We start from the raw sequence: 21,869 nt of genomic DNA, 5'->3' as shown, positions 1-21,869 counted from the left end.
GATGGATGCCATTTCTTCTTGGTCCGTCTGGGGACTTGAGGCCTCCATTGCGGTCGAGAATCCTGCCTTGATCGCCGAGGCAGGGCGCCTGGTGCGTGGGGTCGTTGCGCAGGTGGATGACGCGTGCAGCCGTTTCCGGCCGGATTCGGAGTTGATGCGCCTGCAGCCGGAGCTTGCCGCAGGGGTGGACGTCAGTCCCCTGCTGGCCGCATTGGTTCAAAGCGCCCTTGATGCCGCCCGCTGGACCGACGGCGACGTGGATCCCACGCTCGGCAGGGACCTTGTAGCCCTTGGCTACGACCGCGACATTGCGCGGGTGCGACTCGACCCCGCCGGTGCCGTCACCACGGTCTGCGTGCCGCAACGCCGGACCCCGGGCTGGCGGCTGGTGGACCTGAAAGGACAAACCTTGGCGGTTCCCCGGAACCTGCGGCTCGATCTGGGCGCCACGGCCAAGGCCGTTGCCGCCGACCGTGCCGTGTCCTTGGTCTTCGGCGAACTTGGCTGCGGGATCTTGGTCTCCCTCGGTGGGGACATCGCAACCGCCGGGCCCGCGCCGGAGGGCGGCTGGCAGGTGCTGGTGCAAGATCTGCCCACGGACCCCTGGCAACAAGTCGCCCTGGGTGCGGGGCAGGCCATGGCGACCTCGAGCACCCAAAAGCGCCGCTGGAAGCACGAGGGCCAGGACATGCACCACATTTTGGACCCCAGGTGGGGGCTTCCGGCTGAAACCGTCTGGCGCTCCGTTACCGTGGCCGCACCCTCCTGTTTGCTCGCCAACGCCTACAGCACCGCCGGCATCGTGCGGGGCTTCGCGGCCGTCAGCTGGTTTGAGCAAGAGGGAATCGCCGGTCGCTTTGTGGACCAGCAGGGCAGGACCGTCGCCACCGGAAGCTGGCCCAGTGAAGAGTACTCTACGACAGTGGCGGATTCCCATGGATAGCGCGCTTTGGGCCATGGGCCGGATCAGCGGGGTCATCTCCATGGCGCTCTTGACCGCCACGGTTTTGTTGGGCATCGTGAACCGCGCGGGCCGGCCGTTGCCGGCCGTACCGAGGTTCTCCGTGGCGTTGATCCACCGCAGCATCTCGTTGTTGGCCACGCTGTTCCTGCTGATGCACATCGGTTCGCTGATGCTGGACTCGTATGCGAAACTCAACCTGGTCGACGTGGTCGTTCCCTTTCTCGGATCCTTCAAGCCGTTCTGGCAGGGACTCGGCACCGTGGCCTTTGACCTACTCGCGGCGGTGGTGCTCACCGGGCTGCTGCGCCACCGGCTGGGCCAGCGGATATTTCGTGCCGTTCACTGGTTCGCCTACGCGATGTGGCCCATCGCACTAGCGCACTCCATCGGCAACGGAACTAACGGAACCGACAAGTGGTACCTGGCCTTGGCTGCAGGAGCAATCGTCGCAGTGGGCGCAGCCTTGTGGTGGCGTCTGTCCTCGAACTTCCTGGAAAATTCCCAAGCCCGCCAAAGGAGCCTGTTATGACACCCCTGACCAACCAGCTGCCCGTGACGACCCAACACATCGGCCCTGCGGGGACCAACAGGCTTTTCGCCGCCGGGTCCCACGCAACGCTGGCCGACCACGAGCGGACCTTCGGCCCACTGCCGACGCAGGGCATTGGTGTGAGCTTCATCGACGTGCTGGAACAATCCGGCCTGACCGGGCGGGGCGGGGCGGCCTTCGCCTCGTGGCGCAAGGTCGCCACCACGGGGCAGAGCCGCCGTGGGATATTGCTGCAAGGTAGGCCTGTGGTCATCGCCAACGGCGCCGAGGGGGAACCGCTGAGCTTCAAGGACAAGACGCTCCTGCTCCACGCGCCGCATCTGGTGCTCGACGGACTCCTGGTGGCGGCCCGGGCCGTGTCCGCCTCGTCGCTCTACATCTACACCACGTCCGCGGCCATGCCCGCCATGGAAGCAGCCATCGCCGAACGCCACGAGGTCCGCCGCATCCAAGTTATTGAGGCTCCGGAAACCTTCATCTCCGGCCAGGCCAGCGCGGTGGTCAACGCAATCGGAGGCGGCAAAGCGCTGCCAATGGATCCCCGCCGCCGACTCAGCGAATCGGGTCTTAAAGGGCGGCCGACGCTCGTGCTGAACGTCGAGACCCTGGCCCACATGGCGCTCATCGCCCGCTACGGAGCCCAATGGTTCCGCTCGGCGGGATCGGACCGGGACCCCGGCACGCGGCTGGTTTCCGTTACCGGCTGGGGCGCCGAGCAAGTCCTCGAAATCGAGGGCGATGCCGGACTCGGGTCTGTCTTGGCCCATGCAGGTGTTGACTTCAAGGCGGTGCAGGCGGTCCTGGTGGGCGGCTACCACGGGCGCTGGGTAAAGTCGCTGGACTACCGATTGACGCCGTCTGGATCTGCGGAGCAAACCGTCCGCCCTGGCGCTGGCGTCCTCCATGTGCTTTCCGCCGGGCAATGCGGGCTGGAGGTCACCGCCTGGATCGTTGAGTACTTGGCGGGGCAATCCGCCAAGCAATGCGGCCCGTGCATGTTCGGCCTGCCCGCGATGGCCAAGGTCTTGGCTACATTTTCCCGTGGAGACCAAGATCCGCAACTTATTGGAGAACTGGAACGACTGGGCAATCTCGTCGCGAGCAGGGGTGCCTGCCACCACCCGGACGGGACCTTGCAATTGATCCACAGTGCCTTGGAAGTGTTCTCCGAGGATATCGGTGCACATCTAACCGGCAAATGCACACGCTTGAACGGGAGCACAGCATGAACGAAACACTCCACATCAATTGGACACGGTGTGATGGTCGGGGGCTGTGCACGGAGCTATTACCCGCCGTGCTGGACCGCGACGACTGGGGGTATCCCGTGATCAGGCGCCCCAGGAACGGAGATGGTTCGAATGTGAGTATCGGGCCCGACGATGCAGAGGCCGCCAGGGATGCTGTGAAACTGTGTCCCAAGCTTGCTCTGGGCTTGCATGCCTGAGCGGTCATCCAACGGTTTTACATCTATGCATTCCTCATACGTCCGGGCGCCGGGGGACAGTAATCCGTGATGCACGGGTCTTCGGGGCCACGGATTTCCTGACCCGCGGTGGCGGGTCCGTTTGGGGTAGGCGCTTTCTTGTCCGGTGATGGCGCGCTTGGTGATGCTCACCGAGAGGATCTGGTCCCGGTCCCCCGTTACCTAATGGGATTGGAAGGAACCTTGAGGCCTTCCCGTTACCCGGACCGTGAGTCCTCGAAAAAGACGGGCCCTTGGTTCCTTCCGCCCCGGCCGCTATCGTGGTCGGACTGGGTGATGCCGCCGATACAGGTCCCGCCCGAGATCCCCGAACTTCGAGTTCTTCTCTAAAGACCAGACCCCGGCGGCCAAGGCGCAATAGAACAGCTAATCAGATGCCGAGCCAGCGAGCTCTTCCATTAGGTCGCCGCTATTGACGTACACCCACTAAAAGTAAAGGAGCTCCAAGGAAAGGACCATTGCTGATGAACGTCTACTGTGGAATCGACTGGGCAGAAGGACATCACGACATCGCCGTCGTTGACGCTGAAGGAAACCTACTGGCCTCCCGCCGAATTGGCGATGACCTGGCAGGGCTGGACAAGCTCTGCACACTACTTGCCGAACACAGCGACCCGGACCTGGAGCCTGTACCCATCGCGATCGAAACGCCCCGTGGGCTCTTTGTTTCATCCGTGCGGGACCGCGGCTTCCCGGTCTATGCCATCAATCCGTTATCGGCTGCCCGCTACCGAGACCGCCATTCCGTTTCGCGGAAGAAATCAGATGCCCAAGACGCCGCAGTGTTGGCCAATATCTTGCGCACAGACAGTCACGCGCACCGCCGCATGGCTGAGGATTCTGCGCTTGTCAGAGCCATCTCGGTCCTAGCAAGAGCGCAGCAAGACGCCGTCTGGAAAAGGCAGAATCTCAGCAACGAGATCCGATCATTGCTGCGTGAATACTATCCATCTGCGTTGATTGCGTTCCCCAAAGGAAAACTACTCCAGTCAGCCGAGGCCAGCAGGATCCTGCGAGCAGCTCCAACGCCGGCACGAGCCCTACGCTTGGGTATCCCCAGAATTACCCAGCTGCTCCGCAACGCGGGCAGGACCCGCTATTTGGAGCGCGAGGCCACCAGACTGCACCGCGTCCTGCACAGCAACACTTTGCAGATGCCTGAAGCCGTGGAACAGGCTTACGGGACCCAGCTCATTGCAATGTTCTCAGAAATGGATGCAGCCAGGGAAGCCGTTGATGACCTGACACGCAGGACCGAAGAGCTCTTCCTGAGGCACGCCGACGCGCCGATCATTACCAGCATGCCCGGTTTGGCCAACACAACCGGAGCGCGCATCTTGGCAGAAATGGGTGACGATCCTGACCGGTTCGCCAGCGCCTCCTCTTTGAAGGCCTACTCAGGAGCAGCACCAGTCACCAGGGCCAGTGGCAAGAGCCACGCCGTCACCGCCCGCAGGGTCAAGAATAATCGTCTCGCTGCAGCCGGATATGTCTGGGCGTTTTCCGCGCTCACAGCATCACCGGGTGCTCGCGCCCACTACGACCGACGCAAGGAACAAGGCGACACTCATACAGCCGCCCAACGCAACCTTTTCAACAGGCTCTTGGGCTGTCTGCACTACTGCCTGCAGAACCGCGTCTCCTATTCGGAACCAGCAGCATTCACCACGACTTCCAAGGCCATATCTTGACTTCTTAGCCCCATCAGATGTCTAATGGGGACCGGACCAGCACAATGAACCGCCGTGCAGGTCAGCCGTAACGTGGATGCCGAGCCTTGCCGCCGTAGGACAAGCCAACACCGAAATGAATGACACTATTTCTGGGAGGTTTGCGTTGATCAAGAACCACGAGGACGTCGATATCTTCATCGGCGTCGATGTCGGTAAGAGCAATCACCATGCGGTCGCGATCGACCGTACGGGCAAGAAAATCCTCGACCGTGCACTGCCCCAAGACGAGGCCAAACTCCGTGCCATCATCAAGGCCGTGGCCGGCAAAGGCACCGTGTTGTTGGTCGTTGATCAGCCCTCGACCATCGGCGCCCTGCCCGTTGCTGTGGCCCAGGCCGAGGGAATACTGGTCGGCTACATTCCCGGGCTGGCGATGCGCCGCATCGCGGATTTACATCCCGGAGAAGCCAAGACAGATGCTCGAGACGCTGCCATCATTGCTGAAGCCGCCCGAAGCCTGCCACACACCCTGCGTTCCATCGTCGTCGCCGATGAGCAAGCCGCCGAACTATCGATGCTCTGCGGTTTCGATGACGATCTAGCGAAGCAGGCAACGGCAACCTCGAACCGGATTCGGGGGTTGTTGACCCAGATCCACCCGGCACTGGAGCGGGTGGTGGGAAAGCACCTCGATCACCCCGCCATGGCCGAATTGCTGATCAAATATCCGTCTCCGGATAAGCTCCGCAAGGCCGGCCAGAACCGAGTCACGGCCTTGCTTTTGAAGTATGCGCCGCGGGCTGGGAAACGCTGGGCTACCGAGATCTTCACCGCCCTAGATGAGCAGACCGTGGTAGTCGCTGGAACTGGTGCCGCGAGCATCGTATTGCCGCAGCTCGCTGCCATGCTCAAGCAGCTACGCACGGCCCGTGACGAGCTCCTCGTTCAGGTTGAAACCCTCGTGGAGGATCACCCTCTTCATGCCGTCCTGACCTCTATGCCGGCGGTCGGGGTCAGGACGGAAGCCCGCATCATCACCGAAGTTGCGGGTAAGGAATTCCAGACCTCCGGCCACCTCGCCTCCTACGCTGGGCTGGCCCCGGTGACGTGGCGCTCCGGAACCTCGATCCGAGGCGATCACCCCTCCAAGAAAGGGAACAAGTCCCTCAAGCGGGCTTTCTTTCTCTCCGCGTTCGCGGCTCTGAAAGACCCTCTCTCACGGGCCTACTACGACCGGAAACGCGCCGAAGGCAAACGACACAATCAAGCCCTCATCGCCCTAGCGCGCAGGCGTTGCGACGTTCTCTTCGCGATGCTCCGGGACGGCACCTTCTACGAAGCCCCAACCCCGAAAACCGCCTGACCGTTCCGAGCTGTCAGCTGGCGGACACGCACCGCCAGCCACCTACCTCTGCCCAAAAACAGTGGCCCAAAAAACTTTGAAGAAAATCCCTCCAAAGCCTTGACGAAAAACATAGGGACACCCCTCAGCCCGCAGGGTCGGCAGTGGACGCTCGTGCCACGGGCAGGGACTGGTGTTCACAGCGCAGTGGTTTTCGGGTTTCCCTCGAAGTAGATGACAGCCCGCAGGGGATATAGCAGGGTTCACTGCTAGGGCTTTCTTTCGGTTTTCTTGGCCGATAACCATTCTCTAATTGGTAGTGGCAAGCCTGACCTTTAGCCGGGTATCGGCACAACGATCACATCCGAAGAGCCCCTATTTACCTGAAATTTCCTTCAACGCCGCCCGAAGGCGGGCATCGGCTTCATCGGCGACCTCGCGCGGCACTACCGCCCGCATTCTGGCCGGCCAGTACCTCGGATTCGCCGGCATCCTCGGTGCCGCGGTCCTGGTGACCATCGGCGCCGGAACATTCCTGCCCTCGGCAGCCATCCCGTACTTCGGTCTCATCCCTCTGGGCCTCGGCCTCTGGGCCGCATGGCAGGCCTGGCGCGGAGACGATGACGACGATGACGACGAGGCCAAGGTTGCCGGCAAGAAGGTCGGCGTGTGGACAGTCGCAGGCGTCACCCTTGCCAACGGCGGCGACAACATCGGCGTCTACACCCCTGTCTTCCTCAGCGTGGAACCTCTCGCAGTAGTCGCCTACTGCATCGTCTTCCTCGCGCTCGTCGCGGTCCTGGTGGCCCTGGCAAAGTTCGTCGCCACCCGCCCCCCGATCGCCGAAGTGCTCGAACGCTGGGAGCACATCCTCTTCCCCATCGTTCTCATCGGCCTCGGCATCGTGATCCTCGTCAGCGGCGGAGCCTTCGGACTCTGACGTAGCGGCAGCGATCCAAACGGCCCCGACCGGGCGCACCCCTCTCGGTTCAGACCGCGACACCAACCTGCAGCCAGTCCTGCGTGATCGCGGCAACAAGACCGCCACGGAGCGCTGCAAAAACCCCGCCACCAAGCGAACGAAGCCACATGAAAATGACAGTTTCGAAAATTTCAGAAGTCGTCTGCACACGCCCCGGTGAGGGACCCGCTTGCGGGACAGCTCGTCCGTAATCTAGCGGAACACGATATTTGCCGAATGGTCATTGCCAATCTCGGTGGGATGCTGGATCTATGGACCTGAAAACCAACACCAGAATGCCAGAAGTTGCCATTCGCCCTTACCATCACGCGGACGCCGCAGACACTATGGAGATCTTCCTTGCCGCAGTGACCGAAACGGCTGCCGCCAACTACAGGCCCGAGCAGATCCAGGCATGGGCACGCCCAGAAGAGCGCGAACTATCCACCTGGCACGCCGCAATGCACGCTCGGAATAGCTATGTGGCAACCGTGGATGGAGAGTCTGCGGGGTTCTCAGACGTAGACCCGCATGGGTATATAGACATGATGTTCGTGGCCCCTCGCTACCTACGACTTGGGGTAGCAAAGCAACTCCTGGCCCATGTAGAGTCCCACGCACGGGCAAAGGGTCTGACAGAGCTGACTGCCAATGTCAGTATCACGGCTCGCCCATTTTTCGAGCACTGCGGATTCGTCGTCCAGGCGGAACAACATCCTGTAATGGTCGGCGTGCAGCTAACCAACTATGCAATGAAGAAGAACCTACTCGGCAACTGATCCGCACTGGGAACCAGACCTCTCCCCGCGGCAAGAGTCCCGCAGAGCGTTCCATATTCGGACGCCCCTGGCCTCCAACAAAGTTCCTTGTGCAGAATGGGGCAATGCAAACACTTCGAGATGAGCTTCGGACGGTTCCTTCAATTGTTGGGACGGCGCCCGATTTCGATTGGGCTTCCACGCCAGAAGGACCGCGCGATTTCTTCCTGGGCTGGCTCAGGGACGCGCTCGATGCTGGCGTGGCAGAAGCCCACGCAGCCACACTTTCCACCGTCGATTCGGATGGCTTTCCTGACGCCCGGCTTCTGATCATCAAAGACGTGACGGACGACTGCGGGTTCAAAATCGCAACCAGTGATGAATCTGCCAAAGGGCGCCAACTCCTTCACAACCCACACTGCGCTCTCACATTTTATTGGAGCCCTCTCGCCCGTTCAGTACGGGTGCGTGGAATTGCTCAACGAGCCTCGGCAACCGAGTCAGCTGAGGACTTTCTTGCCCGCCACCCCCAGGCCCGCGCGATCGCCTTGGCCGGTCAGCAGAGCAGTGTCCTTGTCAGTGACACCGCCCTCGACCAAGCCCTCACACAGGCCAAAGCGGCACTTGCGGCAAATGCTGTTGCAACATCTCCCCAGTGGGCGGTGTGGAAGATCGTGCCAAACTCCGTGGAGTTCTGGCAAGGCGAGCCGAACCGCGACCACCAACGCCTTCGCTACATCCGAGCTGGTTCCACGTGGGACAAACAACGCCTTTGGCCCTGAGGAAGCACGGGAATGCCCCGAATTTGCCCCACCCAACAATAGAGCAGCCAAACATTCCCAGTTGAGGTTCCCCCTACGACCACAGTCGTCTGTACTGATGCTTTCTGAAATTCTCAGCAGAGCACTTCTGACAGATCAGGAGCAGTGGCCACGAATCCTGATATCTAAGGACTGGTCTTCTCAACATGACACATCCGCGCAGCTATGATGTCAGGATGGGCGAGGAGAGCACGGGTCTGGCAAGGTCAGGATGGGCCACTCAGGCGCGCGAATTCATCCCAGCAACGCATCGTGGCCTACCGATGCTGCGCCTTTACCTTCCTTTTCGAGACCCCACTCTCGATGACGGCAAAGACATTGTGCGATGGTCCCGGTACGTCGCGGTAGAAGATCATTCTGCCTCGCTGGATTGGTTTGAAGCGACCGCAGGCATCGCCGAGGAACAGCCTTCCGTTCGCGGTCTCGTCTCCTGCATGGGCGAGTTGGATGAAGAAACGGCAAACGCCCTTCGTGATGCGATTGGCATTGTCGAGCTCCAATGTCTCCGTTGGATGGGCTACGCCGAAGCGCCGCACACCATCTCGCCAAAGCGAGTGTTCGGGGAGGAATACTTCGAGGCGCACCTCAGTCCTGACGACGTGCGGGGTGGACGAAGGATCCCTGAGTTCGCGTGGGATGCCGAACGGCGTCTCGCATGGGGGGCTCGGTTATACCCAGACTCGTTGATCGTGGCCGCCGAGCTGCCCATCTTTCGGCAACTGACAAACGATCCCCGAATCGACACTGTGTCGGTGAGAGCTGATCGAGACGACCTGCCTCCAAGCGCGGGCGATTGACGGGTCCACTGGATATCGCTGTCCTGCAGGAGGTTCCCCTAGCGACGGACTAGCCCTGGTTCCTGATTCAACAACACGTCAGCCGGACGTGGGCGGGCGATCGCTGCCTGTTGCCCCGCCCCGGCCTGTCGACCGCCCCTGCGCAAGCGCCGCCATTACCCGTGCATGCGCACTGTCCCGGTCCACACCCGCATCCTCCAGTGCCCGATCCAGGCGGTCGCCATGGACACTCAGCACCCCGAACAACAGGTGCTTGATCCCGACGTGATCCGAATGAAACTCCCGCGAGGCGCGCTGCGCGGCCTTGAGGGCGTCCAAAGCCTCGGGGGTGAACGGGAATGATGCTGAGGTGTCCAGCGGACCACGGGAGGCGAAACGCATTATCGCCTCACGCACGTCATCGGGCCAGACGCCCAGTGCCGTCTGCACCGCGTCCGGTTCAGCGTGCAAAAGCCCCAACAGCAAATGCTCGGGACCGATGTACGCGTCATGCATCATCCCCCTTGCCTCTTCCTGTGCCAGGACCACCACCCGCACAGCCCTGTCGGTGTAGTTGCCAAACTCCGTCGAACGTCCCATGCCCATAGGGTAATCTTCGCGGCGGGCCAGCACCACGGGCGCGCCTCCCGATGCGCGGAAGAGCCCACGTCCCGCAGGAGGTTGGGAGTGGGCTTCATCTAGCCGGGGTCCGTAGGGCGGGCCTAAGGTGAGTAGAACGGTACTTCAAATTGACCGCGTTAGATGGGGCTAGCTTGCATATTTCAGAGTTGGACACACAAATTCTCGCTAGGGGCTGGACGGATTGGATTCTCTTCGGAGAAGTCGAACAGCTCATTCGAGAAGACGGTTCACACGCACCGCGTGAAGACTCAATTCATTGGGCAGTCAGATATTGCGATGAAGGCTTGATAGAACCGGCAAATTATCACAACGGCAACGGGTACCTCATATGGGAGGAACGTGGCCATGAGCTAGAGCTAAAAATCCGTCATGGACTTACTCCGACACCCATCGACCCGCGTGATACGTATCTGTACATCTTGTTCAAACTCACCACCACTGGCCGAAGTCTGATTCCAAAAGAACTGCAATTCTGAGGATTTCCACGGCCGCGTCTCACCAGGTGTGTTCCCAGATCCTTGCCCTGCCGAAGGGATTTATGGACTGGTTCGTCCATGCCAAAATCGATCGACATTCTCTGACCCTCTGGCTATCCACTGGCGACGGGTATGGCGTAGCAGGATGGAATCCCCAGAACGGTTCATGCAAGTAATGACGATATCGGCATAATTTACAAACGCGGCGCACGCTTTACTTTCAAGGGATTCAACTGCATGGAACGGTCCCGCAGGAGGTTCCCTGAGGGAACTTTGACGTACAGAAGCGGACTTCGGACACTCAGTACAGTCGCCTTCGAAAAATGACATGCACCTCGAACTGGCCAGCCCTCCAAAATCGGTCGCTTCTGGCCAAGCTTTCCTGTAGGTGTCACCAAGGGCAATCGAGGAGATGGCAGCACGCTGGCAAAAACAAAGCCTCAAGAGATTGTCTACAAATCCTTGAAGCACCGTAGGGCAGTCTAGGGTGATTGGAAAGGAACAGGAGAAAGCGAATGAGCTCTAGGCGTCGAATGAAACCCAAATTGGCCGGACTGGCTATCTTAGCGTCTGTACTAGTCGCAGGGCTGATGCAAAGTCGCTGACAGGCGAGCGTCTTAATACGTGAGATAATCCGTGCCCAGCTTTTAACTAGAGAGAACCCCTGTTAAACATGGTGATTGTTCAGACCAATCATGTGCAACAGGAGTTCCCGCATGCCATCTTCCACCATCAGCACCCTTTCGCGCCAACTCGAGACGATCCCTGCGCGAGCCAAGGCATCTTTGTCGCCTGGAACGATGCGGGACGTGTTGGATTCGATCCCTGATCCCAGGAAGCGGAGGGGCATCAGGTACGGGCTGACCGGGATCCTGGCCCTGGCACTGTGCGCCGTGTTGGCCGGGGCAAAATCTTTTGCTGAAATCGCTGAATGGGCGGCCGACACCGGCCGCGGCCCATTGGCAAAATCCGGCATCACAGTTCCCCACGTCACCACCATCCAGCGGGTGCTCGCCAAGGTCGATGGGGACGCTTTTGATACCGCGTTCGGCGCCTGGGTCATTGCCCAAGTCAAACCGAAAGTCATTGCCATCGATGGGAAGGAAGTCCGTGGTGCCAAGAACGGCGGCGGGGACCGGGTGCATTTGATGGCCGCCGTGGACCACGGAACCGGTACCGTCCTGGGGCAGGTGAGCATTGGGGTGAAAACGAACGAGATCCCCTGTTTCGAAGACCTGCTGGACACCTTCAAAACCCTGGCCGGGGTCATCGTGACGATGGATGCACTGCATACCCAGCGCGCCCATGCCGAGTACCTGATCAAGCGCGGCGGACATTTCATCATGACCGTGAAGGGAAACCAACCCACGCTGCACAGCCAGCTCAAGAAACTGCCGTGGAAGGGCGTCCCGGCCGGCAACAAACAGTCCTACAAGAAGAACGGTCGCACCGGGTCCCGGTCGATCAAGGTCGTCACCGTAGATGCCGGGATCCTCTTCCCCCACGCCGCACAAGCAGCTCAAGTCGTCCGCCGCTCCCGCAAGATCACCGGCAAGAAATGGAGCCAGGAAACGGTCTACATCATCACGTCCCTGCCGGCGGAAACCACCAGTGCGAAGGACCTGAACACGATGGTCCGGGGGCACTGGACGATAGAAAACCGGCTCCACTGGGTACGGGACGTGGTTTTCCTTGAGGACAAGTCCATGGTCCGCACCGGCAACGCGCCCAGACTCATGGCCTCCCTGAGGAACTTGGCACTCAGTCTCTACAGGATCGCAAGAATAGACAACATCGCCAAAGCCACCAGACACACCGCCAGAAGCGCCCACCGCGCCCTCAAAATGGCCAGAATCAGACCTCTACCAGCAACTTTGCATTAGCCCTGGTACTAGTCGGCTGTGCCCCATCTCCAGAGGAGACACTCACCGCTACTGGTTTCCATAATGTAGGCACGACAGCGGAGTCCACTATATGGGTCGCCGGAAAACCGAATGTGGATGGCGATTACGAGGTTAAAGTCACCGGCAAGCTTAACGGCTTTTGTAACGGTTCTGTCCTCGCCGCCGTCGGCACACAAATCTGTAATATGGGGGAAACAGATCGCGATTCTATCTTCATTATTGGTGCACCTGATGCCGCCACGGGTGGAAGCTTGACTCTAACAGATGAAACGATCGTGTCATTAGCTGCATTTGATATACCGGGTCGTAGTGATCTGAAAATCGTCGTAGGAATCGCCCCGTCAAACACTGGGGCGAGTTTTATTGATGTTCAGTTCACTACAGCCAGCGGCGAAATCTTGAATCGCCGGGGTAACCCCATGGTTGATGCAGAGTCTCTGGTCGCGGGCCCGAGTCAGGCGAGTTTGAGGGCGCCGTAGACATTTCTGGCAGTGTGTCCGGTGAGCCCAGGGCACTGAATATGGGTCGCAGGTTGGTATTCGCTGTCCCAGCCAACGTTCCGCTTGTGGAACGCCATCAATGCGCGATCTCAACTCCAGCACATTGGTCCTGACGCGACCGTCGACCAACCGATATACGGGGCGGCATCAACGATCGTCCATAAGTATGCGCAAGTCAGCTTCAGTCACTGGCCGATAGCAGACGCTCGTCCGCCTTGAACTGACACAACCACGGGCAGGTCACTAGTGAAAACAAAGATCACCCCTCCTTGGCGATTGCCATAGTCTTGTGGCACAAGGTATCTTTTAACGCATGGCAAATAACACTGCAAGTACTCAACTCCGGCGAGGAGTGATCGGACCATGCATTCTCGTATTGCTATGCAGCGGCCCCCGCTACGGACTGCAACTCGTCAGAGAACTCGATGCGGTAGGCGGCCTACTGACCAGTCAAGGCACTATCTACCCGCTGCTAAATCGACTGCAAGAAAGCGGATTCGTGACAAGCCAATGGGAAGTTGAAAGCGATGAACGGCCCAAACGCTACTACCAGATCACCCAAACCGGACGGGAAGAAGCAGAAACCTTCAAAAGTGACTGGGGACAGTTCACCCAATCCGTAGCAACCCTGCTCAAAGCACTGCCAACGAAAACTACCGACGAGGAACCCAAATGAGCAACTTCGAAAACAACCCGTCTGTAAAGAAGTACATGTCACTCTTCGATGAGCAAGCCAAGGCTCTTCCTAAATCTCGACGAGTAACCCTCCGCGCAGAGATACTTTCTCATATCTCTGCGCTGCTTCCTGAAGTTGCTGCACCGGAAGCTGTTTCTATAGCACTGAGGCAGCTAGGCTCTCCGGTGGAGATTGTTAGCCAGGAGCTTGAAATGAACCCGGTGCCAGCTACGACGAAGGGTAGCCGCGCTAACCGTGTCGCCCTGGTGGTAATCGCGACGCTCGCTGTGATTTGGTTGGGTCTTGCCGCGACGCCTTTGCTTCTGGCCACCTTTGCCCCTGTACCGGGTTGGCTTCTCATCGTTTGCGGTTTCGTCTTGATCATCAGCGCCGTCGCATTGGTCATGTCCATTCGACGCTTGCGCCGTTGATTGGCCATGAGGACAGGGCTGGCGGGCCCGCGTGGGCCAGGCGCAACTTCATAGATCAGACCTCAAGGAAGTCCTCACTCAGACGTCGTCAGCTGCTCCAACCTGATCGTGAGCAACCGACGCTGCCCATGGATCCTTTCTCCCTATCAGATCGTCACTAATTCGTATCCATCCGACCTGTCCGCAACGTGATTCCGCGACGGCACTAAAGTATAGAAGCACGACTGGGGAGCCGTCGACGTACCTCAATTGGAGTAGGCCGCCTTCTTCCCGACGCCTGAGCTTCTGCGTTCCACCTATCGGGAATGAGCCACATCTCCAACGTTGCCCGCTCAAGGTTCCCCTACGGACAGCAGCATCGATCTCGCTGCGACTGTTGAGCTGGGTGGTTCCACGTCCCGGAGCCGGACCGGCTTGCGGGACGGTATTGCTGATCAGTTCCGAAAGACCTTCTAGCCCGCTCTACCCGGGTAGATCCTCATCGCAGTGACCAAATTGACGTCGCTGCAATTCTCGCGAAGTACCTGCGGTCCTCCCATCAAGCCAGGTTCGGCATCCTGAATAGTGGGAACCAACAGCAGGTACGACCCCGCTGCTTGGAATATTCGGGCAAGGAAGGCTACATGCCGTCAGGTCATGAGTGTGCGTCTGCTAGCTTTCGATTTTCTGTCAGCTGGGAGGCACCGTATACCGTGAACGCAGCCGAAGCTAGAAGTACCAGTATCCATAGGGTCAGTCCCGGTGCATTGTGCATAGCCATCTGAGGAATGCGACGTTCCGGCACGACGATCACACCTATAAAGGCGCCGACAATACCAAAGTAGCTGCCTGTCATAAATGACTTGTGTGCTTGGATCTTCCCTTTGACCACCGCCCGGAGACCAATAGTGACCGTGCAGAACGTAAAGATGGAGAGGCCATGCAGCCAGGTAAATCCGCCATCGATTGTGTAGATGCCAAATGAAGTGAGAACAACAATGTACATACAGATAATCCATGTACGTCCAACAAAGCGGTGGAGGGGGCCGCCTTTGCGGCGACGCACCAGCTGGAACAGACCAAAGACAAGTGAATAAGTTGCTGCGATGGCGTGCACAGCAATGAGTGGTGCCCACGGTGAACCCAAAATTTCCCCCAATCGATGGCGCAGATGCGCCGATTGGTTACGCTACACGATGGGCAAGCGTGAATAGATCTATTCTGAGTTCCTGACAGTCACAAACGGGTATGCCCAAGTCTTAACTTCCCTCCGTTGTCCCACTCAAGGTTCCCGCTACGGACACCAATAGGCAGTCCGGACGACTTCTGACATTCAGGGCGGTCGCCTTCGGCAAATGAGAGGCCGTGAAGAGCGCGTCTTGGGGTTATGCGTCTAAACCGAACCCATCGTCGCGCGCCGTTTCCCGTGGGCGAAGACTGGTCTCGGGCCAGACCTGGATCAGGAAGTGTTCGGGTGAGGTGATCGTGTATTCGGCGTAGTCCTCGCCGCGGCCCCGGGCGCTGACCCGGAACCGGTGCGGTCCGACTTTCTTGGGTTGCAGGAACCATGGATCCCCATCGACCCGTCGGGCAAAGCCACCGGTGGGTGCCCAAATGTAGAGAGGGGCGTCAATGGTGATGCTTACCGTTTCCTGCACCTCCCACGAGTCATCCGCTGGAGGAGGCGCATCTGCTAAGGAAACCGTCAGGTGAACAACTCCATCCATGCATCCTGTGTACACGATGAGGGCAGTGCCGCCATCGACAACGCCGGCCACCGGGCCGGTGTCCCGGCCGTCGTAGACCGGGGTGGTGTCAAGAGGGGCCAGAAAAAATTGGTGGTAGGAAGCCTCCGCTTCCAGATATTCGCGGCTCTCAGTTTGGCGCATCATGACAATGCCCTCTCCGCCGTCAATCCCGTCACGATAAATCCCTCATGAAACGAACCTACTTGCAATACGACAACCCATCCACCAAACGGGCCCGACAAAAGCGAATTTGGAGCTGGTGTCACAAGATGCCACCTGTCCGCTCAAGGTTCCGCAAAAGACGCTGCCCCGCCTCTGAGATCACTTGCGATAGTTAACGCAGTGGTAGACCCGCATCGTTGCCTACGTTCTGGCGGAAAAGAAGGATTCAATCTCCTGCGCCACGTTGCTGATCTCCTCACCTGGATCAAGGAGCAGCACGCCAGCCAAGCTCCACCCCCGAGGAACTGAAGTCTGAGAAATTTCGAAATCAAGACTGACGTGGCCGTCATGCCTCGCACTGATCCGGAGGTCCCCCTCAAGGGATTCATAATTCTTGGATCCGGTCCACCCCCGCCACTGCGTTGACAGATCATTGAAGAAGAGCACCAGATCGCGGAAATCATTGATCGTCAACACTCGCTGTGTGGCGTGGAGGCCCTTTAGATCCACAGTCACGATCACACTATCGATAGAGCCATCGGTCTGCCGTTCGATGCTGTCGAAGGTAAGAGATCCAGCATGTCCGATTTCTACTAATTCCATGCACAAATTCTAGGCTCTGAGGCTCGCCTTCCGAGCCCTAGTAGACGTATGCAAAAACGCAACCGTCCACTCTGAAGTGTCCCAGCTACCGTTCCCGTTCCGGGACGGTTCGATCTAAGCGTCCACGCTTTCGCTCCACCGATTTTCGCTTCGGCCCGCGCCCTTGCACGTTGCACTTCGCGGACGCCCAAATGCGAAACCCCATACGGAACGGTCCAACCTGATTCAAAGCCCGGCGGCGGCGTATCGCTCAGAAATTGTCCAAGCGACCCCCGATCTCTGTTCATAGGAATTCCTGCAACGCGTGGTACTCCATCACTGGGACAGACAAGGCCGGCAAAGTCGCACGTCTCATTCCGTTTGGGAGAACGTGTCCCCGCTGTCGTGAGGTGGAGGCCAGCAATGTCAGAGGCCGTAGCTAGGCTGTCATCGTGATGTCAGACAGCGCCAACGCCAGGGAATACCATCAAACCAAATATCGTCGACTACCGGCATAGGTAATGCCACGACGCGCGGATGGCCGATCCAACAGCAGTGCTCGTGTTGGTGAGGTACGTGCCCGACTTTGGGCAAAGTATTCCCAGTAAGAGCCGAGGCGCTCCTTAGTCGGGCTGATTTTCATGGCCGGCATTGAAGGTGTTCCGGTACTGGCTGGGAGTAAGTGATGTGGATTTTTTGAAAACGTAGCGGAAATTGGCGCCGGTTCCTAAGCCGACCGAGGTGGCAATGCTGTCGATGGGAGCCGCCGTCGTTTCCAGAAGCTCCTTGGCGCGTTCTACGCGTTGCATGGCAAGCCATTTCATAGGGGTGGTCCCCGCATGTATCTCAAATCGACGGGCGAGCGTCCTCTCGCTCAATGCCGTTGCGGCGCAAATGTGGGCGATCGTAATGGGCTGGTACAGATGCCTGGTGGCCCATTCCATGGCTGCGGCCACGTCACGTGGCTGGTCTGAAATTCCAGAGGGCGAACGGTGCTTGATGAACTGTGCCTGGCCGCCTTCGCGGCGTGGCGCGGAAACAATGGAACGCGCTGTCACGTTGCCGGCCGCGGAGCCCCAGTCGCTGCGGACCAAGTGCAGACATAAATCAATTCCTGCAGCCACGCCGGCCGACGTCAGCACCTGGCCATTGTCGACGAAAAGGACATTTTCATCCACAAAGATGCGAGGAAAAAGCGCGGCCAAGTCGGCTGTCGATTGCCAATGCGTGGTGGCAGATAATCCATCCAAAATGCCGGCCTGCGCCAGAGCAAACGCGCCCGTGCAGATAGAAACCATGCGGGTGCCTCGAGAATGCGCTGCGGTCAGTGCATGGAGCACCTCATCGGCAAGTGCTTCTCGCGATGTTGTGAAACCAGGGATGATGATCGTATCCACCTCCGCGAGCAGGTCCAGTCCGCGCTCTGGAGCCACGGAGAATCCGCCCGTGGCCGGGACCGGTTGACCGCCCAGCGAGCAGGTTCTCACATCATAGAGGCCGGACGTGCTCCGCCCCAGAGTCTGAATCGGAATGCCAAAGTCCAGAGCTAGTACCTCTGGCAAAGCCAAAACTGCCACCTTGATAGGTTTCTGGCCATTGATGGAAGCCGCGCTGTCTCGCAACGCTTTGGCAGGATTCTTTTGCATGGTGGCTATCTTGCCACTGTTGGGTGGAATAGTTCAATGAAATCGTGGAAGCATGACCAAAACCCTCCCCGATTTTCGCAGATTACTTCGCCGTCTTATTGCCGCCCAAGCCTGCTATTACATGATTGTCAGCATTGATTTGACGCTCACCGGGTTGGTCGGGATGTCATTGGCCCCCATCCCGGCACTGATGACACTGCCGTTGAGTTTGATTGTGGTGGTTGGGACAGCTTGTTCGTTCCTGGCCGGTCATGCCGCTGCCCGCTTCGGATACCGGCCAGTTTTGATCGCGGGAGCCCTTACCGCAGTTGTTGGCGGCATCCTCTCCGCAATTGCTGTCTCATCGCACTCATTCGCACTCTTCTGCGTCGGTACAGCTTTGACCGGTGGGTACAGGGCTGTTGGCGGATTCCTCCGTTTTGTAGCATCCGAATATGCGCCTCCAACCCAGCGCGAACGGGCGTTGGCCCTCGTTATGTATGGCGGAGTCGTCGCAGCGGCGCTAGGGCCGTTCGCCGCAATTGCTGCCTCCAATGTTTCCGCGGAACCGTATGTTGGCTCCTGTCTGCTGATCGCAATTCTGGGATGTGCTGCAATTGTGCTCGCCGCATCCATGCCACCAGCCACGGGTGTCACGGTGGAATCCGGTCAAGTAGCGATCCAGATTAGGGACCGTGCCCGGAACCCTGCGTTCCAGCAAGCAGTTATCGTCTTGGCCGGTTCTGGACTTGTTATGACCCTTGTGATGGCTACGGGGCCGTTGGCCAACGATCATGCTGGGCACGGAGCTGCTAACGGAGCAATTATGATCCAGTGGCACTTGATGGGAATGTTTGCCCCATCCGCTCTGAGCGCGCTTTTTCTCAAGAGGTTTGGGGTGTGCCGGACCAACGTCGCTGGTGGCATCATCATGGTTGCAGGGTGTGCGCTTGGCGTCTTTTCTGAAGCTGGGTGGGCCATGACCTTGACGCTGGCCCTGGCTGGAGTGGGCTGGAACGTCTTCTTTGTAGCTGGATCGGCTCTGCTACTGAAGTCCTATCCCCAGGGCAAGGGAGCCAAGCTCCAAGGCTTCACTGACGGAGCAACCGCCGCCATCTCCGCAGCTGGGTCTTTCGCGGCCGCTTGGATCCTGCAGAGCGTCGGGTGGGGAGGTACCAATCTCTTGGCGCTGAGCGTAACGGTTATGACCTTGGTGCTCGTGTCCGTTTCTGGGCAAAGAGCAGGGCGAAAACTAGCTCGATACGATGGTTCTACGTCAACAGATTCTTCGGGGGTAGAGACGCCTAGTCGCGACTTGTTTGCTCGCGACTAAGCCTCATACCGCGGCCCATATCGCTCCTGATGTCGTGGCGTTTCGGGTAGTTGTTGGATAGCTAAGATTGGGCCAAACGACGTAGCCCATTCGTGGCTCACCTCAACGAGGGCGAGCATCAAGAATTTAGCCAATACGCCTTGAACGCGGCGCTGGAGGCCGAGGGCGACGCCATGAAGGCGCTGGACAAGGGAGAGTTCGATCCCTACCTGTCAAGAACGGTGTTTGCCGTAGCCTGCGCCGTTCGGTTTCCGGCTCCTTGGACTCCGGAAGGCATTGTTACCTTGCTCAAGGAGTATGGGCGCAGGGGCCGCCGATCCGAAGTATTTCACATCGTCAGTGCCAGCACTATTGAGTTTGGAATTGATCCGGTTACGGTGTGCCAGAGGAACGGTGACAAAGGCTGGACCGTGACCAGCAGCGAGCGAGGTGACGTTCACGTGACAGCCCGTCCTGCGGATGACTTTGCCATTGCAATGTCTCTCATGGACCAAGGGACTCGGTATCCCGGGCCCTACCGTGGACAGTACAACGAGCGGATAGGGACGGAGCTTCGACAGCCAGCCCAGACCGTGGTGGGCGAGTGGGGCAAGTTCGTGAAAAACTCGGCATCGATCAACAACTGGCTCAGAGAGTGGCTCCGCCCAAGCTGAAACGACTGCTCCGCCGTCGTCGCACTGGGTGTCGGTGCTCGTCTTGTGCCCTCCTTCACCCTCCGGAGCAGCCGCTGTCAGTGGGCCAGCCTAAGATGATGGGATGGGGAAAAGACTCGGACTGGCAGAATCAGCCAAGCGCACACCCATCTATGTTGAGATCCCCATCCGGGCAACCATGGAACGGGTCTGGGAACTGAGCCAGAACCCGGAGCTGCACCCCCGGTGGGATCTACGGTTCTCCCGGATCATCCCCACCGACCAAGACGCCAACGGCCAGCTCCGTTTTCGCTACGAGTTCCTCCTTCCCCTTCACACCATCAAAGGAACCGGAACCTCACTGGGGCACCGGCACCGATCCGACGGCCAAGCGACCTCCGTTCTGAAGTTCGATACCGCTGATGTGCTCTCGCCCATCGGCGCAGGGGCAGGCTACTGGCGGTACGTCCCGACGGCTGACGGCTTGAGGTTTATCACCGGGTATAACTACCAACCCGGCATGGGCTTTCTCGGGCAGGCTTTGGACGCCCGCCTCATACGGCCCGCTTTGGGATGGGCCACTGCCATCAGCTTCGACCGGCTGAGGTTGTGGGCGGAATCGGACCTGGAACCGCAGGACTCCCGTAACCTGTGGTTCCTGGATGCTGGAGCCAGAGCAATTGGCATGGTGGGCGCAGCTTCACTACTACGCCGGGTCTTTTCTCAGAGAACGACGACGGGCGCAAAAGCTGGCATGACAGCGCTGGGTATGAGCGTAGCTTTGGCAACCTGGGCGCTTCCCACCCATAGCTCTGTTCCCCGCGCAGGGCGATGTTTGCGTACTGCCCCCGATGCTCGTTCAGCACGCGCCCCGTCCGCGCTCGCAGACCTAAAAGCGCCCAGGCAGCATGACGGCGAAGGTGGCGAGGCAGTCGCCACAAGGGCAGAGAACCAAACGGCAGCCAGTATCACCTCAGAACCAGCAGGGAAGTACTAGACATGGCCTCAATATTTGAAACTGCACTGGGGGAAGACTTTCAACGACTGCATCCCATGCTGCAGAAACGCTTCGGTGTTGATGTGGAATCCGGATACGCCTGCGTCGGTGAAGGGGTATTCTCCGAGGTTCGTCGTGGTGCGTGGTGGACGGTACCGTTTCTGCGGTTTGGTGCGTTTCGCAATATTCTGTTCCCCGATCACGGAAACAACATTCCCTTCACCATCGAAAACTACCCCTACATTGACGGCTTTGGCCGCCCCACTGTCACGTTCATCAGGACTCTGGATGCGCCAGGGGCCCTCAAAGGCCGCACTAAGAAACGCCGCTTTGATGCCACCATGGTGTACAGCGAAGCGCGTGGTGCCGTGGTGGACTACCTCGGCACCCATCAGCATCTGGCCACGGATCTGGTTCTGGAGGTGTTGGCTGATGGCTCACTGCACCTACAGACCACAGGGCAACGGTTCTACGAAGGCCCTGTGGCGTTCAGCTTTCCCAGCATCGGCACCGGCACAGCGGACCTTTATGAAAGCTATGACGAAGACCGGGGTGTCTTCACCATCCAAATGCAGGTGCGGAACACCGTCTTTGGATTCCTCTTCGGCTACAGGGGCGAATTCAGCTGCACCTATCCACTGGTGGAGAACAACAACATTCCCCTGCACCTCAAACCGGTCAGGGAAGAAATTCGTGAATAGCGGCAGGGGAGATGCACCGTGAGCAACGCACGCATTGCGCTGGTAGATGTGAATTTTCACTCGCCTGAAATGTGTTGTTGTTGAACCATCCCGCCCGCCCGACCCTGCCGATCGGGCAGGGCGTCTGCAAAGTGATTCATCGGCCAGAAG

The 21,869-nt window shown here is 59.1% G+C and carries 22 protein-coding genes and 1 pseudogene; 18 read left to right on the top strand and 5 right to left on the bottom strand.

Annotated elements, in window-relative coordinates:
- The first annotated feature begins 1 nt into the window (after position 1).
- From AB0O97_RS18570 to AB0O97_RS18525, 10 genes and pseudogenes are all read left to right on the top strand, one after another.
- Positions 2-943 carry an FAD:protein FMN transferase gene (locus tag AB0O97_RS18570; protein WP_363884680.1) on the top strand — a complete coding sequence of 314 codons (942 nt, stop codon included), beginning with the start codon at positions 2-4 and terminating at the stop codon, positions 941-943.
- Positions 936-1,493, top strand: coding sequence for a ferric reductase-like transmembrane domain-containing protein (locus tag AB0O97_RS18565; protein ID WP_363884679.1), 558 nt, complete (start codon positions 936-938; stop codon positions 1,491-1,493). Before AB0O97_RS18570 ends, AB0O97_RS18565 begins: the two co-directional genes overlap by 8 nt.
- The gene (locus AB0O97_RS18560; protein ID WP_363884677.1) at positions 1,490-2,743 is read left to right on the top strand and encodes an NADH-ubiquinone oxidoreductase-F iron-sulfur binding region domain-containing protein; all 1,254 of its coding nucleotides are present in this window, start codon (positions 1,490-1,492) and stop codon (positions 2,741-2,743) included. The genes AB0O97_RS18565 and AB0O97_RS18560 overlap by 4 nt, the downstream gene beginning before the upstream one ends.
- A complete protein-coding gene (locus AB0O97_RS18555; protein WP_363884675.1) occupies positions 2,713-2,961 on the top strand; it encodes a ferredoxin in 249 nt (82 codons plus the stop codon). The genes AB0O97_RS18560 and AB0O97_RS18555 overlap by 31 nt, the downstream gene beginning before the upstream one ends.
- Before the next feature lie 503 nt (positions 2,962-3,464).
- Positions 3,465-4,691 (top strand): IS110 family transposase, encoded by a 1,227-nt coding sequence (locus AB0O97_RS18550; RefSeq protein ID WP_363884674.1) that lies wholly within the window; start codon positions 3,465-3,467, stop codon positions 4,689-4,691.
- A 115-nt stretch (positions 4,692-4,806) separates the two neighbouring features.
- Positions 4,807-6,036 (top strand): IS110 family transposase, encoded by a 1,230-nt coding sequence (locus tag AB0O97_RS18545; protein ID WP_183645216.1) that lies wholly within the window; start codon positions 4,807-4,809, stop codon positions 6,034-6,036.
- A gap of 418 nt (positions 6,037-6,454) precedes the next feature.
- Positions 6,455-6,955 (top strand): annotated as a pseudogene (locus tag AB0O97_RS18540) (cadmium resistance transporter); the annotation flags it as partial.
- A 293-nt stretch (positions 6,956-7,248) separates the two neighbouring features.
- Positions 7,249-7,755: a GNAT family N-acetyltransferase gene (locus AB0O97_RS18535; protein WP_363884672.1), complete on the top strand. Its 507-nt coding sequence runs from the start codon at positions 7,249-7,251 to the stop codon at positions 7,753-7,755.
- A 104-nt stretch (positions 7,756-7,859) separates the two neighbouring features.
- Entirely contained in the window at positions 7,860-8,516 is a 657-nt protein-coding gene (locus tag AB0O97_RS18530; RefSeq protein ID WP_363884670.1) for a pyridoxal 5'-phosphate synthase, read from the top strand.
- Between the two features lie 185 nt (positions 8,517-8,701).
- Positions 8,702-9,352 carry a hypothetical protein gene (locus AB0O97_RS18525; RefSeq protein WP_363884668.1) on the top strand — a complete coding sequence of 217 codons (651 nt, stop codon included), beginning with the start codon at positions 8,702-8,704 and terminating at the stop codon, positions 9,350-9,352.
- Positions 9,353-9,430: 78 nt separating this feature from the next.
- Here the strand turns inward: AB0O97_RS18525 and AB0O97_RS18520 are convergent, their stop codons facing one another.
- Entirely contained in the window at positions 9,431-9,931 is a 501-nt protein-coding gene (locus AB0O97_RS18520) for a Clp protease N-terminal domain-containing protein (RefSeq protein WP_363884667.1), read from the bottom strand.
- Positions 9,932-11,165: 1,234 nt separating this feature from the next.
- Between AB0O97_RS18520 and AB0O97_RS18515 the strand changes: the two genes are divergently transcribed.
- From AB0O97_RS18515 to AB0O97_RS18500, 4 genes are all read left to right on the top strand, one after another.
- The gene (locus AB0O97_RS18515; protein ID WP_363884665.1) at positions 11,166-12,332 is read left to right on the top strand and encodes an ISAs1 family transposase; all 1,167 of its coding nucleotides are present in this window, start codon (positions 11,166-11,168) and stop codon (positions 12,330-12,332) included.
- 113 nt (positions 12,333-12,445) lie between these two features.
- Complete coding sequence (locus AB0O97_RS18510; RefSeq protein ID WP_363884664.1) at positions 12,446-12,832, top strand: hypothetical protein; 387 nt, start codon at positions 12,446-12,448, stop codon at positions 12,830-12,832.
- Between the two features lie 334 nt (positions 12,833-13,166).
- Positions 13,167-13,529, top strand: a complete 363-nt coding sequence (locus AB0O97_RS18505) for a PadR family transcriptional regulator (protein ID WP_113762336.1) — start codon at positions 13,167-13,169, stop codon at positions 13,527-13,529.
- Positions 13,526-13,960, top strand: a complete 435-nt coding sequence (locus AB0O97_RS18500) for a hypothetical protein (RefSeq protein WP_363884662.1) — start codon at positions 13,526-13,528, stop codon at positions 13,958-13,960. The genes AB0O97_RS18505 and AB0O97_RS18500 overlap by 4 nt, the downstream gene beginning before the upstream one ends.
- A gap of 634 nt (positions 13,961-14,594) precedes the next feature.
- Here the strand turns inward: AB0O97_RS18500 and AB0O97_RS18495 are convergent.
- The 4 genes from AB0O97_RS18495 to AB0O97_RS18480 all read right to left on the bottom strand — a co-directional run bounded on the left by AB0O97_RS18495 (position 14,595) and on the right by AB0O97_RS18480 (position 18,077).
- Positions 14,595-15,056, bottom strand: coding sequence for a DUF2306 domain-containing protein (locus AB0O97_RS18495; RefSeq protein ID WP_363840957.1), 462 nt, complete (start codon positions 15,054-15,056; stop codon positions 14,595-14,597).
- Between the two features lie 268 nt (positions 15,057-15,324).
- Positions 15,325-15,831 (bottom strand): hypothetical protein, encoded by a 507-nt coding sequence (locus AB0O97_RS18490; protein ID WP_363884661.1) that lies wholly within the window; start codon positions 15,829-15,831, stop codon positions 15,325-15,327.
- A 219-nt stretch (positions 15,832-16,050) separates the two neighbouring features.
- On the bottom strand, positions 16,051-16,452 hold the full coding sequence (locus AB0O97_RS18485) for a DUF6228 family protein (RefSeq protein ID WP_363884660.1): 402 nt from the start codon (positions 16,450-16,452) through the stop codon (positions 16,051-16,053).
- A gap of 602 nt (positions 16,453-17,054) precedes the next feature.
- Positions 17,055-18,077, bottom strand: a complete 1,023-nt coding sequence (locus AB0O97_RS18480; RefSeq protein ID WP_363884658.1) for a DJ-1/PfpI family protein — start codon at positions 18,075-18,077, stop codon at positions 17,055-17,057.
- 52 nt (positions 18,078-18,129) lie between these two features.
- Between AB0O97_RS18480 and AB0O97_RS18475 the strand changes: the two genes are divergently transcribed.
- The 4 genes from AB0O97_RS18475 (at position 18,130) to AB0O97_RS18460 (ending at position 21,719) form a co-directional block, all read left to right on the top strand.
- A complete protein-coding gene (locus AB0O97_RS18475; protein WP_363884657.1) occupies positions 18,130-19,389 on the top strand; it encodes an MFS transporter in 1,260 nt (419 codons plus the stop codon).
- A gap of 92 nt (positions 19,390-19,481) precedes the next feature.
- The gene (locus AB0O97_RS18470; protein ID WP_363884655.1) at positions 19,482-20,042 is read left to right on the top strand and encodes a hypothetical protein; all 561 of its coding nucleotides are present in this window, start codon (positions 19,482-19,484) and stop codon (positions 20,040-20,042) included.
- 103 nt (positions 20,043-20,145) lie between these two features.
- Positions 20,146-21,018 carry a hypothetical protein gene (locus AB0O97_RS18465; protein ID WP_363884653.1) on the top strand — a complete coding sequence of 291 codons (873 nt, stop codon included), beginning with the start codon at positions 20,146-20,148 and terminating at the stop codon, positions 21,016-21,018.
- Between the two features lie 2 nt (positions 21,019-21,020).
- Positions 21,021-21,719, top strand: a complete 699-nt coding sequence (locus AB0O97_RS18460; protein WP_363884652.1) for a DUF4166 domain-containing protein — start codon at positions 21,021-21,023, stop codon at positions 21,717-21,719.
- Positions 21,720-21,869: the final 150 nt, after the last annotated feature.

Source organism: Specibacter sp. NPDC078692, assembly GCF_040686835.1.
Taxonomy (GTDB): domain Bacteria; phylum Actinomycetota; class Actinomycetes; order Actinomycetales; family Micrococcaceae; genus Specibacter.
Note: the sequence above shows the minus strand (reverse complement) of the source record. Positions and strands in the feature narration are given on the sequence as shown.